Origin of the sequence: Paenibacillus sp. FSL R5-0519 (genome assembly GCF_037974275.1) — a bacterium.
Classification (GTDB): domain Bacteria; phylum Bacillota; class Bacilli; order Paenibacillales; family Paenibacillaceae; genus Paenibacillus.
In genome coordinates, this window is sequence record NZ_CP150234.1 from 3,228,025 (window position 1) to 3,246,676 (window position 18,652).

The window sequence follows — 18,652 nt, forward strand, 5'->3', positions numbered from 1 at the left end:
CAGCGATTAGAATAATTGATATATTTAATATTATTATATGGCGGTGATCAGGATGTTATATGCAGGTGCTAACTACCACCCCCATGACTGGCCGCGCGAACGCTGGCAACACGATATCGACTTGATGAGTGAAGCTTCGTTTACAATCGTTCGACTCGGCCATTTATGCTGGGACAGCTTCGAGCCATCGGAAGGCTCCTATACTTTTGAATGGTTTGACGAAGTCATGACCTTATTTCACCAAGCCGGTATTCAGGTCATTCTGGATATTGCGACCCGTCCGGCTCCGACTTGGCTACACAGAAAGTATCCCGAAATCTCTTTAAGTACTTCGAGCGGCCTTCGTATGGAAGCGCAAACAAGATATATGGAGGATGTCGGTCATCCAATCTTTCAAGAATATGCTTATGATTTTGCCAGAAAACTTGTCATTCGCTACCGACATCATCCGGCCCTCTATGCTTTCGGATTATGCAACGAGTTGGGCTCTGGTGCTCCATCCTATTCCCATGCGACCCGGGACCGATTCGAGGTCTGGCTTCGTAATAAGTATGCAACGGTCAAGCAGCTTAATGAAGCCTGGACTGCACAGCGCTGGTCCCGTAAACTGAACAGTTTCAGTGATGTGGTTCTCCCGATTTCGGGACAAGTCAAAGGTGCGCCAGAACGCCTCCTGGACATGGCACGTTTTTACTCCGATGAGACGTTGGCTTATATGCAAGGATTGAGTGACATCGTGCGGGAACTAGCTCCAGAAGTCAGAGAGACAACGAACCACTGGTCGGAAAATCCGGGCTACGGTTTCGATTATCTGAAGCAGTACCAAGAGATGATCGACTTGCCGGGCATTGGCTTCTATCCCGGGACCAATCCCGAAGACGCACAAGCGCTAACGGCTGCGTGCTTCTTCATGGACCATCGCATTGGTGAGCTGGATCGGCCGATCTGGTGTCTGGAATTCCAGACGGGGGACTTTGGCGGCTACGCTTCTCCACCGGGAGCGATGCGAATGTATGCGTACCTGTCTCTGATTCACAGAGCGCAGGCCGTTTGTGCCTGGACCTGGCGCACAATGCTGGGCGGCGAAGAGCAATATGTGTTTGGTCTTGTGGATCATGATGGTATACCTGGCTGGAAATATGATGAATTTGCACGGATTGCACAGGATTTCAAACGGCTGCAGGAGCTGGACCTGCCAAGAAAAACAAACCCTGAAATTGCGATTGCATACTCCTTTGAGGCGCTGAAAGTTATGGCTGGCAATCCAAGCTATTACAAGACCGATTATACAGGTCAGGTTTTGCAAGCATACAGCGCTCTGGAACAGTCCAATCTGGATTGTAACATCATCGATCTGCGCAGCCTTCATCAAAACTACAAGCTGATTATCGTACCCGGACATGCGATCATGGATGAAGAATCTGCTGCAACACTGCGGGCTTTTGTTAAACAAGGGGGTACCGTTATCATGACGGCTTATTCTGCCAAAGTCACTGCGAACAATCGGGTGTTTGATACTACCCTGCCAGGAGGCTTGAGTGATGTATTTGGCATCCGCTGTGGTGCATTTGTTCGAACGCGGAGCCATACCCCTTGGGAGAATGCCGGAGGTTTGGAAAAAACCGAGCTTGGCCTGGAGCGTGAGAAGCCGGTCATTGTCATGGATTCGGAAAACATTCAGCCGGATATCGATTATTATGAGATCCTTGAGCCGCGTACCGCGAGCGTCATCGCCAGTTTCACGAATACACGTGAGTCTTCCCCGGCGGTCACCTGCAATAAATACGGACAGGGTCAGGCAATCTATGTGGGCTTGCCTGCAAATACAACGTTTTTGAGTGCGCTTCTGCATCGTCTGTATCCAACGCTTGGCATAGCCCAAGGTCCCGCCACACCATCTGGTGTCGTGGCTCGTCATCTGGACAATGCAAATACCATCTATGTCAACACAACAGGCAAGTCGCAGACCGTGCTCATTCAGGAAACGGCAATTGGTATCCTGTCAGGCCAGACCATGGCCTCTGAGTTGAAGCTTGAGCCCTATGATGCTGAAATCATTCAATTCATTTCAAATTAAAGGAGATGTTACTCATGAGCCACTCCATTCAGACTCTTGCGAATATCACCCCATCCGACCGTCAACTGGCCTGGCAGGAGCTCGAATTTTATTCGTTTATTCATTTTGGGATAAATACATTTACAGATAAGGAATGGGGATTCGGTGACGAATCTCCTGCCCTCTTCAACCCTACCGATTTTGATGCCATGCAATGGGTAGAGGTGTGCAAATCTGCAGGAATAAAGGGACTCATTCTAACCTGTAAACATCACGATGGTTTCTGTCTCTGGCCAAGCGCATATACGGAACATACGGTTAAGAGCAGTCCGTGGCGCGAAGGCAATGGCGATATGGTAAAGGAAGTCGCTGAGGCTTGCAGGCTGGGTGGTCTGGCATTTGGCGTATATCTATCCCCGTGGGATCGTCATGACCATCGATACGGAACATCCGAATACAATGATTATTTCAAGCTGCAGTTGCGTGAACTATTGACCTCTTATGGTGATATCTTTTGTGTATGGTTCGATGGTGCCTGCGGTGAAGGATCGAACGGGTTAAAACAAGTGTATGATTGGGATGGCTACTATGAAGTCATTCGCGAACTACAGCCAGGTGCCGTCATATCCGTATGTGGTCCCGATGTGCGCTGGTGCGGAAATGAAGCAGGACATACGCGGGATTCCGAGTGGAGTGTAGTCCCGGAGGAGCTCAGGGATTGCGAGAAGATTCAGGAGGCTTCACAACAAGTGGATGATGGACAGTTTGCCAAGCTTGCCAACTCTCGAGACGAAAATCTGGGCAGCCGCGATGCTGTAGCCGGAAAGCCGGTTACTTGGTACCCTGCCGAAGTTAATACTTCGATTCGTCCGGGCTGGTTCTACCATGCTGCTGAGGATGATCAGGTCCGAAGTCTTGAGAAGCTCCTTGATATTTATTACAAGTCTGTTGGCGGTAATGCTACATTTCTGTTAAATCTGCCTCCGGACCAACGCGGCAGAATTCATGAGAATGATGCCAAGCGGATGCAAGAGCTTGGCGATCGGCTTCGCGCTACGTTCCGCCATAACCTGGCCTTCGGAGCACACGTCACTGTATCAGAATCGCTTGATGAGAAGCATGATGCCACTCGCGTGCTGGATGGGGACCAAACGACGTATTGGCGCCCCAACGAAGGAACCGAACACGCTGTCATTGAACTTGATTTATTGGAAGAGCATACGTTTGATACTATCCTGATACAGGAGCATATCCGCGCTGGTCAACGTATCGAGAAACTTCACATCGAATATCTGGATGGCGAGATATGGCATGATCTGTGCGACTGTACCATCGTTGGATACAAACGAATATGCCGTTTTCTCCCTATCCGAGCAAGAAGGCTTCGTTTGATCATTGAAGAATCCAGATGGTATCCAACATTATCTGCTATTGAAGTCTACTTAAGCCCTCAATAATGTTAATAGAATGTATGATGGAAAGATCGCCACCCTCAACTGAAATGCCCTGCGTCGATAGATGTAGTAGAAATGGATGTTCTACTGCCCGATTGACCAGAGCCAATTCAGAGGGTGGCGATTTTTTTTGCCGTTTGTGTTTATTTTAGTCTTCCGTATAACCATGCATTATTTCCCATGAAGATGGGTACTCTAACTTAACTATCTATGTGTTGAAGAAGAGAAATCCGATGAATGCGGTTAACGACTGGTTGAGGCATATTGCCCACAATTATATATTGATTGTTATTGCCGCGATACTCTTTTTTACGGTCAAAGCAATCATTGGATACTACACATACAAGCATTATGATAAAAAATTAAATGCACTGTCAGATCGAATGGATCGTCTTATGGAGAAGAAAACGACGGACTGATTTAAGGATGAGAATCAAGAATCATTAATTGAAGTAACTAGCTTTGGAGGAAAAATAAATGTTAGGAAATTTGCTTTTGGGTATGGTTCTTCCCATTCTGTTGGGCGTGTGGATTTTGCGACGACACGTTAAAATCCTCGTTATTTATTACCCACTGGGTGTGGCTATTGCCGCTTGTATCAACAACGTGGGGTTTAATTATTTCTGGAACATACTGCCGAATACTCGCAACCAGTCTTTTGCCGCTCTTCCTATGGACCTCGGAATCTATCCAATTGCCGGATGCCTGATGATGTATGCCATTTTAGTAAAAGGGGCGAAGCCCTGGGCAGCCATTTTTGCGGCCTCCTTATCACTGACATTCATAGAATGGATTGCTAAAATGCTGGGACATGTGATCTATTTTAACGGTTGGAACATCTTTTGGACTTTCTTGTCCTATCTCCTGCCATTTGTGCTCGCTTACGGGTACGGCGTGTTATTGAAACATCTACACAGCGATCAAAACCCGGTCTGAAAAGTTAAACGCGTACATACAAAACAGCTATGGGTTAACGCGGATGGGCATACGTGCATATGCTAACTCATATTGGTCTTGGAGGGATTCGTAATGTATGTGGCATATCCTTATGGTTACAGGTACACTTTTACTCCGGTATGGGCGACATCACCAGCCGAAGCACTTGAATTAATCAAATCCGCTGTGCAGGGAGAACGAAACGATGAGATGTTCTATGATTCACTGATTCAGTTATCACCTGATGCCAATCAGGCTGCCATCATCACAAGCATCCGTAATGATGAACGCGGACATAATCAAATGTTTCGTCAAATGTACAAGGATCTGACAGGTCAGGAGATTTCGGGCGTGAGTAACGAGCCGGTTGAGAAGGTCACCTCTTATCTTGGCGGACTGCAACAGGCATTTCAAGGTGAATTGGCGGCCGTGGAAAAGTATCGGAAAATATGGTTTGGTCTCCCTTATGGGATATATAAAGACACGGTCTGGGGAATTATTCTGGACGAACAGAAACATGCGGATAAATATAACAATCTGATTACTTACAATCTGCCGAGATAGTCAAGTTCGGGATAAATAACGCGTGGATTCCTTCACAGAGACACAATTGAAATCAGCAAAAAACCAGTGAGCTTTAATCATTCACTGGTTTTTTGCTTTGCTGAATTTCTCATTTAAAATCTAAATCTTATATGCATTCTTTCAACATATCAGGTTCCACGTGAACGTGAACGGTGTATACGTCATGCTCCTCCATTAACTCGTTCTCCACGTCTGTACAGATATCGTGTGCTTGTTGAAGATCCAGCTCAGCATGTACGGTGATAACAACATCCACGACAGCATTATTGCCATAATTGCGTGCTCTTACGTCTTTGACCTTCTCTACACCGTCTATTCCGGCAATCGTCTTTTTGTACTCCTGAATCAGTTCGACATCAAAACCATCGGTCAGATGATGTGTGGCTTCCTTGAAAATGTCCCAAGCGGTCTTGCAGATCAGGAAACCTACGATAACAGCCGTTACGGGGTCCAACCATGGAAGGCCGAACTGGGAACCCACGATTCCAATGACCGCACCGGTACTCACCCAGGCATCGGAGATATTATCTCGGGCCGCAGCCATGACCGCCTGACTTTTGATACGTGTAGCAAGTCTCTTGTTATATCGATAGACCAGATACATAATAACCGCGCAGAAAATGCCTGTGTATGCGGCGATGATATCTGGAGATTCATGTGTACCCTGGAACACAGAACTGATTGCTTCAAACAATACTTGTAAACCTACCGCCATCATGATAAAAGATGCAACAAGGGACGCAACGGTCTCTGCTCTCCAGTGACCATAGGTATGATCTTTGTCGGCTGGGCGTTGGGCAAGCTTCAAACCGATCAGTACAGCTATGGAGGCCACAATATCGGTAGCATTATTTAATCCATCCGCCTTAAGCGCTTCTGATCCGGCCATATTGCCAACGATCAGTTTTAATACGGTCAAACATATGTAGGCGATAATGCTGATGATGGCTCCGCGCTCCCCCAGCTTTAGATTATCGTATTTTAGTTGATCCACAATGATATCCTCCTGCAATATTCATTTCTAGCACGTGTATGATGGTATCATTGAAGATTTGTGTGGGTCTAGAGAAACGTTTTGAGTGTGACGAAACATAATCTGAAAGCGGCAATTTTTTTAAGAGAATCCAAAAAAGTTGGATTTGGCAAACTTAAGTGTTTGATGGGTACGAGGAAGGTGGCCTACTGGCTTCCTTACCTGTGACCACACCTTCTTGCTCCTAAACAAAAAGAGCCAAATGGATCGTTTTGATCCACTTGGCTCTTTGCTCTTAGCGTTATTTTACAATAATTCGTATACCATCACTTGCCGTTGTTTCATTTCCATTCATAATTCACTACTCTTGTTCGGAAACTGTCGGTTCACCTGGCGCCTCATTTGTGAGCAACTCCGAATCATTGGAATGCCGTTCAAACATAACTGCGTCAGCCCTCGTATAGATCATATCCGCAGGAAGTGTTGGCGGATCTACCGTTGTAGGCGTAACCCTGGTTAACCGGACATACTCGCTGCCGTCACCCGTAAAGTCGAATGTTCCCAGATTAACCCAACCTGATGAGCCGACCGTTGCATCGATATAGGTGACCTCTGTACCCGTCTTATGTTTCACTTCCACTTTGACATGGTTATCGTTTGCCGTTGTATGAACGAGCTTGTAGATCGAGACTGTATATTTCCCCTCTGGAAACTGACCTTTCCACGTTGCTGATGATCCTTGAACTGTTGAGTAGCGAGATTTGACCCCAATTTTGTAGCCGGCTAAATTACTTTGGCTCCAAGATCCTTCTGTCGTGTATAACCCTGTTGTATCTGTACTGTCCACGATAACCGTTAGATCCCTGATCGTGATGGTCAAAGGCGGTGTGGTTAAGGTCACCCCGTCAATCGTTACCGTGGCCCATACCTCAATATGATCCGTGTCCCCATCGAGATTGAGAAGAGTCAACAACCCACTGCTGTCCACTTCAGCCAGATCCGTACGATCAACGAAATACTGAACATCGGCCTGTGTCAGATCACCGATCAAACCGTTATCCAAATAACCGATTACACTCAGTTGTGCGGATTGAGTCATCTGCAACTCACTGCGATCAGTTTGGATCACCGCAGACTCCAATTGTGGTACCCTGTTTGGGTCCACCCACATCATCGCATCGGCTACAACTCTGGATTTGTTGGCTTTATTGGTTAGTTCCACATATCCGCTATCACCTGCGACAAAAGGATAATCACCCAGGTGTACCCAAGTACCATTTGCCATTGTCTCATCAACAGTAACCGTCTCGGAGCCTCCGTTATAATAAACGGTAAATGAGGCATTTGTTGCCCAATTTTCACTTGTTGCAGTGATTTGCGGAATCTTGTAATACACACTGTAAGTTACACTCTCTGGCAACTCAGGTCGCCATTTCATTGTGCTTGTTGCCGTGCCAGTCGTAGATTTGGCGTATACATAGTTGTCATAATAATAGTCGTTAGCCGTCGTATCCCTTATCCAGACACCTTCTGTCTCCGCCTCCGTGTTATCCACAATGATCGATGAATGATCCTGCCCATCATCGGGCTGGACTGGCGTTTCCGTTACCCGATCCGGCAGATAGAGTGTGCGCTTGCGGGTTTGTTTCCCCTCCGATTCCACGTAGTACGTGAAGGTTTGGGATAAATCATTCACCCGTATCGACCATTCCATCGGGTAGATCGTATCCGGGACGGTCGTATACGTAGCCCCGCCATCCAAGGAATAATGAATGGTCGCTGGTTTTGTCGTTTTTGCCTGTACATAGGCATCATAGACCGTCTCGTCAGGCTTTACGATCAGCATACCTTTAACGGCATCAATTGGACTGTGAGTATCAAAGAAATAGCTTGCATCCGATGGTTCAGCTGTTCTGACCTGATGCAGCGGTACATCAATGTCAAGTCCCTCTACAATGATAGCCGTGATGCCCTTGCCTGAAACGGTGGCTTGAATGATTCCGCCACTCATAACGGTTTGCTCAGGTGTACCATTGTCGCGGATGATCGTTACAGTATAATCTTGTGCCGGGTTGAACCCAATGATCTGTTCATTCAATTCGATCGAAGTCTGAATTTCTTCCGACGATGCGTTGCTTAGCCCAATGTAGAATTTATCTCCACTCTCACCTGTGATCCAGTTCAATTGAGGATGATTGGTCTTAATGATCCCCTTCGGCATCCAGAGCCAAACGTCGGAATTGCCATAAAATTGACCTGGTTTATTCCCATAGAGGTGATATTTGAACCACAGAAAATTTGTTTCGAATACGGATGGAAATGTAATGCTACCGTTCGATTTCAAGGATTGTTCGCTGATCAAATAATCCATCGTTTGCCCGAGCTGCCCCGGAATATGGTGATAATAGATGGATGTTGCCCCGCTTGGGCCTTCCAGAGGGAAGTCCGGTTCAAGTTGGCTAACGGCGAAGCCTTTATAATAATAACCTGGATAACTTGAATAGCGACCAATAACCGCATTATGAGCAATATCCTGCAGCAGTTTATCCCCTGTATAGAGCGACAATCGCAGCATGAACGGTGCTTCCTGAGCATTCATCCGATAATAGCCGGTTGTACTTCCTGCTTCAAACGTCAATCCGCTTGGTGAAACAAGCCAACGCTCGGCTTGAACGCCTCCGGCAATATCTTCGGGAAGTTTGAGCCGAGGATATTGAAATTTACCGCTTTCCGGCCAATGGAATGACTCCGCGTAATTATATGTCTCTGGTTGAGGAATCGTAACGTTCCCTTCAGGAACTGGACGAGCAACAAACATGGTTGCATACCGTTTAGCTTCCTTGTAAGCGGCATCCAAGTATTTGGGTTCCTGCGTTTCTTCGTACAGCTCCAAAATTTCCATCCACAGCTTGCTATAATAATAAATGAACTCATTTTTACTCACATCGATAGATGCAGGTATATCGATATATTGTGTAATATAGTTGTCGGCTGCATCCTTCGCAGCCTGCAAGTACTGTGCCTCTCCCGTCATACGATACATCATTAGAGGCTGAATGACAGGCCCGCGGTCTTTCTGGTCAGGATCACGCATAAGGTACTCTTCCTGTGCCAGCGCGCCAATTCCTGCCGAAGTGCCCATCATCTGATTGACAGCGGCTACGCTTGAAACATCGAACGGCAGAGTAGCCATTTTCCATAAAGAAGGCACGCCGTAAACTTTCTTCTGCGTTGGCGACCAACCAATACCATTTCGGGATACGCCATACTGGACGGAGGGCAATGCTCTCGTATCGTATAGCTGGTCATCCCCAGTCAAATAGTAAGCCCCCAGAAGAACTGCATTCGAGCTTGTTCGAACGCTGTCCTCATTTTCAATATCGATAAAACCCTTGGCACGGCTCCACCACCCGCTGGGTGATGGGACATAATTAACAGAGTCGTCCCCTTGCGGCTCAATTTTAAGGAGATCAATCATATTAAACATTGCGTCAGTGAGCGACTTATTTGATACATTTTCACGATATGCCGAATATTCGTACTCATTGCGAAGAATATCCACGTAGGACTCATACAGATTGCTTTTTTGCGCAATTAGCCCCATATGAAATTGATAGGTGCTTTCAGCAGTCATCTGCGAATAAGCCCCCAACTGAGGGGCGTAAAGGATGGGCTGCACGCTGCCTTCGTTATTAACAAGGCTCATGCCCAGCCGTTGTTTTGTAACACCTCCCGTCGGCTCAAATTCAACTGGTAACTCTTCCGAAGGTACAAATACCCCATACGTCAATGGATTTCCCGCGTTATCATTCTTCTCAACCAGACTCATCGGAGCGCTAAGCTCCCGCAAGCTTGTTGATTCCACTGTACCTACCATTTTGGCATGAGACCTGAATCCATTTAACACTTCATTGATGCCCGAGACTGACTCGGTTGTGAAGGAGTGATATCCTATCACGTAGTTACCGTCGCGGCGAGGTGTGAAGGCAAAGGAAACATCTGGTTTATCTCCTGCCATGGACCAGTTCACTTGTAAATCGTAATCACTTCCATGTGAGGAATCGGTTAATACCGCCGTGTGGCTGTCGGGAAAAATAATTCCGTCAAATGTAATCCAGCGCTTATTCATCGTATCGTAGTAATTGGTTCGGCTGCCCGCATTCCCATCTAATAAAACCCATTGTTCTTCAAGTCTTTCCGATTCATTATTGATTGGAACCCAGTTCCCCGTCTCCGTGTTTTTGTAGAACATGTCACGAACGATGGAACTGCCCCCATCCCACACTGCTTCAAAGAAAGTTGCTTTATAGTTATCATTTTCAATGCTGCCTTTTTCCGTGTAACTGAGATTCGCTAATGTGCGGCTCCGCAGCGGGGGCAACGGTGGAGCTTGCTGACGGATATTTCCCTCGAACTTGACGGCATCGGCCCGCGTAATAATGGTACCCGTCGTAGGTTGCGTTCGAGTCAGTCTGACAAATTCACTATCTTCACCACTAAACTCATATTCCCCCAAATCAACCCACCCGGTTGATGGACCTGACGAGGGTCTTAGATCCAGAAACTTCACATCCGTAATCCCGTTATGAACAATTTCAATCTTCACATTACTATCTGCTTTGTCCGCCCAATCCAGCTTATAGAACGATATTCTCGCCGTCCCTGCTTCCAAGCGTGGATTCCATGTGATTGTTCTGCCTACAGCATCCGTATATTTGGAACTGGAATTATTGTATCCCTTCACTCCCGCGCTTGTGGTCCAATAAGGAGCGGAGAATCCGTTATTGGCATTATCTGCATCAACAGTGACGACATTATCAATCGTGAGGCTTCCATCATCAATGATGATCGTCTTATGTGGCTCTTTTTGCTCAATATTTCCTTCGAACTTGACCGCATCAGCACGTGTAAGGATCGTGTTTGTGGTGCCGGTAGACCGGCTCAATTGAACGAATTCTTCCCCAACCCCGGAAAAATAGTACTCTCCCAAATCAACCCAACCTGCCGGCGCGCCAGATGAGGGTCTAAGATCCATAAAGACTACATCTGTTGTCCCATTATGAACAATCTCAATTTTCACATTGCTATCTGCTTTATCTGCCCAATCCAGCTTATAGAACGAAATTTTCGCTGTTCCTGCTTCCAAGCGTGGATTCCATGTGATCGTTCTGCCTGCTGTACTCGTATATTTGGAGCTGGAAAGATCATAGCCTTTCACCCCTGTGCTTGTTGTCCAATTTGGAGCCGAATATCCATTGTTCTCGTTACCTGCATCAGGTGTTAGAACATCATTGATCTTAATACTCCCGTCATCGATGATAATGGTCTGATAAGGTAAGGTTTCCGCATAAGCGGCCCTTATTCCAATCAGGCTGAAAGGAACTACGATCGTTAACATGAAAACGATGAAGAAAAACAGCTTCCTTTTGACCATACAATTCACAGCCTCTCCTCAAAATGGTAACGCTTTCAAAAATAGATTACCTTTTGCTCAAATGATTGTAAAAAAGCAATTGACCTTAGCTTTATTCTTCTGCCTAATTGCGCTCTGTTGTTTTTATCTTAGCAGTCACATCACCGTAAAATTTCTATCATTTTAAGAATTTCTTATACGATTTCAAGTAAAAAAACCTACATCTAACTGAGCGCTCATTGCCGTCAGATAGAATGCAGGTTTTCCAAGAGTTCCAAATGTCCTTACTCTTCCAATTGGACTAATCCATTATAATGGCGGCTGCACCAATAACAATTTTCCAAGCTGGATGACCGTTTGATCATACCAAGCTGGATGCTGCCGAATATGCGCCATACTTCGTTCATTGCCGTTAGCCTCAAACACGGCCGCTTTGTCCGTCTTCTCATGATCGATCTCGAAGCGAACGGTATGTTTCCCATTCGGTAGCTCCGGCAAGAAAACATATTGATTTCGATTATGATCGTTATAAGGAGTGAAACGATCGATAATAAAGGACTCCCCCCCATCCACCGACACCTTCAATCTGCCTGAATCCGGTCCCCCGATATCAAATAAGCCGATGTGTGTTCCCTCAAACTCCACTGTGATCGCCTCACCAGGATCAACTGCTCGCCACAGACCTGGGAACAACCAATCATACTCGCGTACTAAGGCAAAATCATTGGAAGTCACGTAAGACCATCCTGCGGAAAAATGAGTAAGACGATCCAGTGGCAGCATGGTAGCATACTCCCAAGGATTAGCCGGGACCAACAGGTCCTGCGGCAAATGATGTTCCACTTTTCCCACGTGATCTCGTAGTTCTCTCATTTTCTCAAATGACCGGGTGATGGTGTCCGTGTATATCTGATGTCCTTCTGGAATCGTTGGATGGATCGAATCATGCGTGAAAATAACGGCACCGGGAATGGACACATCTGAACTTGAGGTGAAAATGAGCTTGCCATCTGAAACCAATTGACTGACCGCCACGCCCAGATGAATCGAAGGAATACCGTAATAGTCGGCGACTTCCTCTTGCATAAGAGCGCCCTTCTGGTACTCCCCGGATTGAAATAAGTTCAAATCCCGCTCTTTAATCGTATATACGAACAGGATATCGGTAAACCGACTGCGCTTGCGGATCTGGCGAACAATGCCTTCGATCCGCGCCTTGGATTCAGGAACTCCGCCATCGTTGCCAACAAATTCAACAAACACGAGATCAGGCTGATGACGCAGTACATCTGTCTGCAAACGGGCGCAGCCGAGGTCTGATCCTGTCCCATCAATACCTGCGTTCACAGCACGGATATCGGCATGGGGATACTCCCCTTGCAGCCACTCCGCCGTCATGACCCTGTATCCTTTCGAACGTGTATTACTGCCACCAAAATAAACGATGGTCACGGGTTCTCCATTTTCCAACTTCTGAATGACATTAGGCAGTCCTCTACGTGAGAAAAATTCCTTCATCTCGACTTCACCCGACCTCACTTAACGTTTTAGGAGCAAAAAGTTTCACAGCAAACACTTCATAATAAGGTGAACCATACGTTGCACAGAAATCAAACCGGATTCGGGTTACACCTGTTGTGTTCACCTGATGTTTATTCAACGAAAGATAATTACCACGGATATTAATTTCACTCTTGGTTCCGTCCTCTAACGTTAAGGTCACATCATAATCCTGGATTAGTGGCTGGATCGGATCGTCGAAATGCTCCAAATTCAGCTCCGAATTGAAAACAAGATGGATTTTATCCAGATTCCTCGGGCTTGCAAAACCAATTTCCAACCATTCCTGTCCTTCGGTACGTTCCGAAATCCAGCCGTTCGGTAGGCCATAAGGTCTGGAGAAGCCGTTGACCACGTTCACTGGATTATACATATCCTGCGATGGTTTCAGATCCTTGAAGCAAATGCTCTTATTAAGCTTCTTCAGCCTGGATGGCTCTTCCGGTCTATAAAGGAAGCTCACCGCTCCAGTCATTTTCTCATCATTGGTGTGTATCGCAAGGCTCTCTGAACCTTCCATTACGATGTAGACCTTGTCATCAGCCGGTTTCTCACAGCCCAGGTCCAGCGTAATCCAGTCATCGTAACCCGCTGAAATAAGCAAGGGATATTTTTTAAACTCGCTTGTCGGAATATAGTTCTCCTTCCGATCCCCGCCATACAGCTTCACTTGCAACGTTTCTGTATGATCAGATCTATTTTTAATTTTGATCTGCACGCTTTCAGCCACGGATGTCTGAATCGGCAAAACCAAACATAACGCTTTCTCCAAAGAGATCTCTTCGGTTGGATGAGGATGTTCATAGCTTCGCTGAGACGAGGCACGAATCGTTAATCCCTCAGCGAAATAAGGGTCCAAGGGCTCTTGAAGCCCTACAATGGTTTGCCCGTCTCGAAGCAGCTGTGCCTGAAGCTCACCCATATGGGCTTTGACGAGAGCTGCAGGGTCTGCCTCATATTTTACGCATAACGCAGCAGCCGTTCCTACTGCCTGCCCCATACAACCACAGGTTGCCATGACCCTTGTAGATCCAAAAGCCACATGGGTAGCGCTTATATTGCGGCCAGCGAACATGAGATTGGGGATATTGCGTGAAAATAAGCTGCGGAACGGGATATTATACAATCCCGGCACGAAATTCCACGCTGTAGCCGGCCCCTCATCGTAGATGCCTTTATTCGCATGCAGATCCATATACCAGCCTCCGACGGATACAGCATCTTCGAAATGAGGCTTTGCTGTAAGATCATTCTGAGACAGCATGTGCTCTCCTATAAATCGTCTTGATTCACGCTTTCCCGGAATCGGGCACACATAATCCAGAATGAGATTGTCTACATCATCGAACTCGCCGCTATTTTTGATATAATCCCAGATTCCGTACACCAATTTTCGCAGTTCCAATGCAATGTCTTCATTATGCTTGATAATATCCATATGTCCGCCGTATTCCAGCCACCACAATCCGCCAAGTCCGTTGATTTTCCTTGGAAAAGACCGGTGGTTTAACCCTTTTCGAATACTATCGAAAAAGTCCAGCTTCGTAATATCATACGCAAAGCCAGGCCTTTTGTAAGGAACGGCATAGTCAACGTCACGGGCTTGAAACAGAATCGTATCGCCCATGGTGTAATGATCCGCCACTTCAGGAGCCAGCTCCTCTTGGTATTCATGCTTTGCCTCTCTTCCCCATCGGAAGTGAGCGCCTGCCTGGTATCCAACAATTCCATCCCCGGAGCAATCAATGTAGGTGGGGCTTTCAAAACGAAATTTTCTTTCGGAAGCCAATTGCAGGCCATCCACCCATTGGATTCTACCGTTCTCCATGCCTGTTTCATGTACGCATGTGTTCAGGAATAGAGAGATGTTGGGCTCACCATAAACCATGTCGAGTAAGACTGTATCGGAAAGCGAAAGCATCAACTTCTTGTTGTATAACGGGTTGTAATGAAATATCTTCAGCTTCAGTTCTTCTATCAACCCGCCCTCTCGTGCATAGTAGGATGGACTGTTCCCGAGATAAGCCGACCCGTTGATATGCACTCTGACCTCGCTGCTCGCATTTCCCCCTAGAACCGGCCGATCATTAATAAGTGAAACCTGCAGACCTTGGCGTGCAGCTGCAATGGCAGCGCATATTCCTGCAATACCTCCACCTACGACGGTTACATCAGCTTTTATAGACTCCATTTTGATAACCTCCATGATTAGATGCTCCTATCATGGTAATGGTTTTGAACGGTCTTTTTTTACAGGATTTCGCGAAAAAATCATACATTTTTTGCATCCTTATTTGGATTCGTACCGTGTCATTTTGATCCGATATTGCTTGGGTGTATCACCCGTATATTCTTTGAAAAGTTTGCAAAAGTAACCTTCATTGACGATGCCTACTTCCTCGCATAATTCCAATAACGAATAATCCTTATCATTTAACAGCTCGAGTGCTAATTGGATTTTTTTACGGTTGATGTAGCTAATCACGCCTTCGTTCATTGTTTTTTTGAATAAGCTGCTAAAATACGATGGCGCTAAATTTACTTCCTCCGCAATGGCCTCCAGCGTTAAACGCTGTTTCAGGTTTTTCTCTATAAAATGAATAGCACTCATGATTTCTGCACGATGTAATCGTTGGCCTGCATGCACGTATTCAAATGTGAAGTCGCCAATATAGGCGAGCTGCTCTTGAAATGTCATATATTCCATGGGGAATTCAGCTACTTCCATGGTCACCTTATTCCCCGATTTAAACTTTACAGTAATGTCTCTGTACAAGTCTCTAATCATTGGCGCCATGATTGACTTGTGGATTTTATGATCCGAAACAAATCGCAAAAGTTCGGCGAGTGCTTTGTCAAGTTCTTCCTTGGAAATCTTTCTTTTCATCCGTACAAGAAAATCAGCCAGCATCTGCTCAAAGTCTGTTTTTTTGTCATTATGGTACTGGAATCGATGCATCGGTGTTTTTACGACTTTTTCAGTATGATAATAGAAATCCTCACTCACATGTTTAGCTTCTGTATACGCTTGTTTGATCGATTCCCAGCCTCGGTGTGGACTTCCAAAAGCGACGGATACCTTTTGATTCAAATATTGATGCAAATGAGAGATGATCTGTCCTCCCAAGGATAGGCAAGCATATTCCGTTTCCATATCACTGCGGTTATTCTCCCAGGATAAAAAGCCAATAAAACGATTATCGGACAGATCGGCAGCTACTCCACTGCCACCATTCGTCACCGTTTCCTCGATGATATTCGTTATCGCATATTTCAAGATGTTTTGATCTGCGGCAGCGTATTCATTGCGGAAGCTTTCATACGTATTCATCTCTACGATGAAGCAGCAATAGTTGGCTTGAAAAAAATGAAACTTCATGCGATTGGCAAAATCCGAAGCCCGATGAGAAGGAATTTCACCTCGGATCAATTCGTTGAAAAATTGCTTGCGGACTCTATATTTATTTTCAAGTACGGATACGTTTAACGAGTGAAATTCTGCTTCTTTTTTCTCAAACTCATTTAAAATTCCGGCTGCCTTATCCAACGCTCGATTCAAATCGGCTTCCCTTAGCGGCACCTTTACAATATACTCCAATACGTTCGCGTGGATAGCTCGCTGAGCGTATTCGAAGGATGAATAAGCGGTCAGAAGTATGTATTGGGTATGGGGGAGCTCCGCCTTTAGCTGCTCAATCATGGAGATGCCATCCATTCGCGGCATTACAATATCGGATATGACGATATCTGGCTTCAATCTCATGATCTCCTCGATCCCACTCAGCCCATTATTGGCTTTTCCCACCAGAACAAATCGTCTATCTCTATGGGAGAGCTCACTAAAAAACAATTCCAATCGTTGAATGATCAGGTCTTCATCGTCAACAATGAAGCAGGTATAGTCTCTCCCCATTATGCATCTCCTTTTTGCAATTCTGCCGGGAATAAGGCGCGTATACGGGTCGTTTCCTTAGGTATGCTAATGATATCCAGTCCGAACTGATCTCCATAGTGGAGTCTTATTCGACCATGAATATTATTCAGCCCGATTCGTTTCCTTTTCACTTCCTCTTCACCCGGTTCTGAGCGTAAAATATGTTTTATTTTATCGGCCGGAATTCCCTCACCTCGGTCAACAACTTCGATGATGACGATGCCACCCTCCCTGTATGCATGAATCGTAATAGGACCCTCGATTCCCCCACCGTTATAACCATGGAAGATACTATTCTCGACAAGAGGCTGCAGCAGCATTCGGAAAACCGGAAAATCCATTAGCCCTGCTTCGATATCTTCAATCAAGTTGAAGTTTCGGTTATACCGAATGTTCTGGATCTCGATATAGTCCGATACATTGCGTAGTTCCTGACGTAGGGAAACCTTCTCTGAAGCGTCGTCTATCCCATATTCCAATAATGAAATGAGCGACCCGATTACCACATCGACTTTCTCTATTTGTCCAAGACGTATCACATTGCTGATCGAACCAAGCGTGTTATACAGAAAATGTGGGTTTATTTGAGACTGTAATACCTGAATTTCCAGCTTCCGCTCAAGTTCATTATGAAGCTCGGCTCGGCGAATCAGTTCCACAATTTGCTGTAACATCCGATCAAATGCGCGTGAAAGATCTCCAAACTCATCGTTTCGGTTAATGGTTACTGTCGTTGTGAGGATGCCTTGTTCGACCTGTTTCATTTTTGTTTTGAGTGTATATAGTGGTTTTCTTATAAATTTGGCAACCATGAAAGAAATGAACAAACTTAACAGAAGACCTGCAGCCAGAAGCTCAATATAATAGGTTTCCAATCTGGACAAAGCTGCTTTCAAACGTGATTCATCATTAACGGAGACAATGGTCCAGTTGAATTTCTCCGTTGGCTTCTTCAAAAGAGAGACGGGAATACCATCCTTCGTATGCAGTTGAAGGTTGCTTTCTGACGTATCCAAAATTTCTTCCGCTGACGTTTCTCCGATTGAAAACGTATGATCTTGAATACTCAGGGGTCCTTTATTTTCAGAAAAGCCGGCAATGATTTTACCTGACTCGGTGATCAGAGCCAGATTCATTTGTTCCTGTTTATTAATCTTGAACAAGGTTTCTTCAATGGCATTTAGATCCAGATCAACCGCAATGGCCATAGGAAACGGAGCACCGTTCAGATAACGAACCATCGTAACAGTCCAGCCGGAGTATTTTGATTTGTATGGTTCACTAACAAAGGTAGTCCTTCTATTTTTGTCAGCCGCATCATATAAAGGTTCTCTTTCCGATAAAGGTTCATCGAATATTCGTGTAGGTGCACTTCCGCCCAGAATGGATAAATCGCTTTTGATCAAATAAATATTACTAACATAATTACTGTTGAGTTCATACAGTTCTCTTAATTGCTCTTTAATCACTTCGGTATGGTTAATATTAGCTTTCACCGAAGTTTCAACCGAGAAGAGGATCGTTTGGAAGGAGGAAAAGTTAACGGTGAAATACTGGTCCACCTTGTCTAATATTTGATTGGTGTAATAAATATCATTGGTTCGTATTTCTTTTTGGACATAACGATAAGATAATTGGCTTATCAAGAGGATGCAGCCCAATACAAATGCAAACACGATAAAAAATAATTTTAAAGGCAAGCTGATTCTTCTTCGCATCGATCATCTTCCTTTTAGTTCCG

Annotated in this window: 11 protein-coding genes; 5 read left to right on the top strand and 6 right to left on the bottom strand. The window is 45.5% G+C overall.

Annotation, left to right across the window (positions count from 1 at the left end):
- Positions 1 to 52: 52 nt before the first annotated feature.
- The 5 genes from MKY73_RS14660 to MKY73_RS14680 all read left to right on the top strand — a co-directional run bounded on the left by MKY73_RS14660 (position 53) and on the right by MKY73_RS14680 (position 5,010).
- Positions 53 to 2,077 (top strand): beta-galactosidase, encoded by a 2,025-nt coding sequence (locus tag MKY73_RS14660; RefSeq protein ID WP_339308385.1) that lies wholly within the window; start codon positions 53 to 55, stop codon positions 2,075 to 2,077.
- Between the two features lie 14 nt (positions 2,078 to 2,091).
- Complete coding sequence (locus tag MKY73_RS14665; RefSeq protein WP_339308387.1) at positions 2,092 to 3,513, top strand: alpha-L-fucosidase; 1,422 nt, start codon at positions 2,092 to 2,094, stop codon at positions 3,511 to 3,513.
- A gap of 230 nt (positions 3,514 to 3,743) precedes the next feature.
- Positions 3,744 to 3,929 carry a hypothetical protein gene (locus MKY73_RS14670; protein ID WP_339308389.1) on the top strand — a complete coding sequence of 62 codons (186 nt, stop codon included), beginning with the start codon at positions 3,744 to 3,746 and terminating at the stop codon, positions 3,927 to 3,929.
- A gap of 58 nt (positions 3,930 to 3,987) precedes the next feature.
- A complete protein-coding gene (locus MKY73_RS14675; RefSeq protein WP_339308391.1) occupies positions 3,988 to 4,446 on the top strand; it encodes a hypothetical protein in 459 nt (152 codons plus the stop codon).
- A gap of 93 nt (positions 4,447 to 4,539) precedes the next feature.
- Complete coding sequence (locus MKY73_RS14680) at positions 4,540 to 5,010, top strand: ferritin-like domain-containing protein (protein WP_339308393.1); 471 nt, start codon at positions 4,540 to 4,542, stop codon at positions 5,008 to 5,010.
- Positions 5,011 to 5,137: 127 nt separating this feature from the next.
- On the opposite strand, the gene MKY73_RS14685 is transcribed toward MKY73_RS14680, so the two are convergent.
- From MKY73_RS14685 to MKY73_RS14710, 6 genes are all read right to left on the bottom strand, one after another.
- Complete coding sequence (locus MKY73_RS14685; RefSeq protein ID WP_339308395.1) at positions 5,138 to 6,025, bottom strand: cation diffusion facilitator family transporter; 888 nt, start codon at positions 6,023 to 6,025, stop codon at positions 5,138 to 5,140.
- Between the two features lie 340 nt (positions 6,026 to 6,365).
- Entirely contained in the window at positions 6,366 to 11,438 is a 5,073-nt protein-coding gene (locus tag MKY73_RS14690) for a hypothetical protein (RefSeq protein WP_339308397.1), read from the bottom strand.
- 288 nt (positions 11,439 to 11,726) lie between these two features.
- On the bottom strand, positions 11,727 to 12,935 hold the full coding sequence (locus tag MKY73_RS14695) for a GDSL-type esterase/lipase family protein (protein ID WP_339308399.1): 1,209 nt from the start codon (positions 12,933 to 12,935) through the stop codon (positions 11,727 to 11,729).
- Between the two features lie 7 nt (positions 12,936 to 12,942).
- The gene (locus MKY73_RS14700; RefSeq protein ID WP_339308401.1) at positions 12,943 to 15,183 is read right to left on the bottom strand and encodes an FAD-dependent oxidoreductase; all 2,241 of its coding nucleotides are present in this window, start codon (positions 15,181 to 15,183) and stop codon (positions 12,943 to 12,945) included.
- A gap of 84 nt (positions 15,184 to 15,267) precedes the next feature.
- Positions 15,268 to 16,890 carry a response regulator gene (locus tag MKY73_RS14705; protein ID WP_339308405.1) on the bottom strand — a complete coding sequence of 541 codons (1,623 nt, stop codon included), beginning with the start codon at positions 16,888 to 16,890 and terminating at the stop codon, positions 15,268 to 15,270.
- Positions 16,890 to 18,629 (bottom strand): histidine kinase, encoded by a 1,740-nt coding sequence (locus MKY73_RS14710; protein WP_339308407.1) that lies wholly within the window; start codon positions 18,627 to 18,629, stop codon positions 16,890 to 16,892. The genes MKY73_RS14705 and MKY73_RS14710 overlap by 1 nt, the downstream gene beginning before the upstream one ends.
- Positions 18,630 to 18,652 lie beyond the last annotated feature (23 nt).

Bases quoted from the DNA above. Each gene is read 5' to 3' on its own strand.
- MKY73_RS14695 (WP_339308399.1), bottom strand. From the start codon at position 12,935: ATGAAGGAATTTTTCTCACGTAGAGGACTGCCTAATGTCATTCAGAAG.
- MKY73_RS14700 (WP_339308401.1), bottom strand. From the start codon at position 15,183: ATGGAGGTTATCAAAATGGAGTCTATAAAAGCTGATGTAACCGTCGTA.
- MKY73_RS14710 (WP_339308407.1), bottom strand. From the start codon at position 18,629: ATGCGAAGAAGAATCAGCTTGCCTTTAAAATTATTTTTTATCGTGTTT.
- MKY73_RS14660 (WP_339308385.1), top strand. From the start codon at position 53: ATGTTATATGCAGGTGCTAACTACCACCCCCATGACTGGCCGCGCGAA.
- MKY73_RS14675 (WP_339308391.1), top strand. From the start codon at position 3,988: ATGTTAGGAAATTTGCTTTTGGGTATGGTTCTTCCCATTCTGTTGGGC.
- MKY73_RS14705 (WP_339308405.1), bottom strand. From the start codon at position 16,890: ATGGGGAGAGACTATACCTGCTTCATTGTTGACGATGAAGACCTGATC.
- MKY73_RS14680 (WP_339308393.1), top strand. From the start codon at position 4,540: ATGTATGTGGCATATCCTTATGGTTACAGGTACACTTTTACTCCGGTA.
- MKY73_RS14665 (WP_339308387.1), top strand. From the start codon at position 2,092: ATGAGCCACTCCATTCAGACTCTTGCGAATATCACCCCATCCGACCGT.
- MKY73_RS14670 (WP_339308389.1), top strand. From the start codon at position 3,744: ATGAATGCGGTTAACGACTGGTTGAGGCATATTGCCCACAATTATATA.
- MKY73_RS14690 (WP_339308397.1), bottom strand. From the start codon at position 11,438: ATGGTCAAAAGGAAGCTGTTTTTCTTCATCGTTTTCATGTTAACGATC.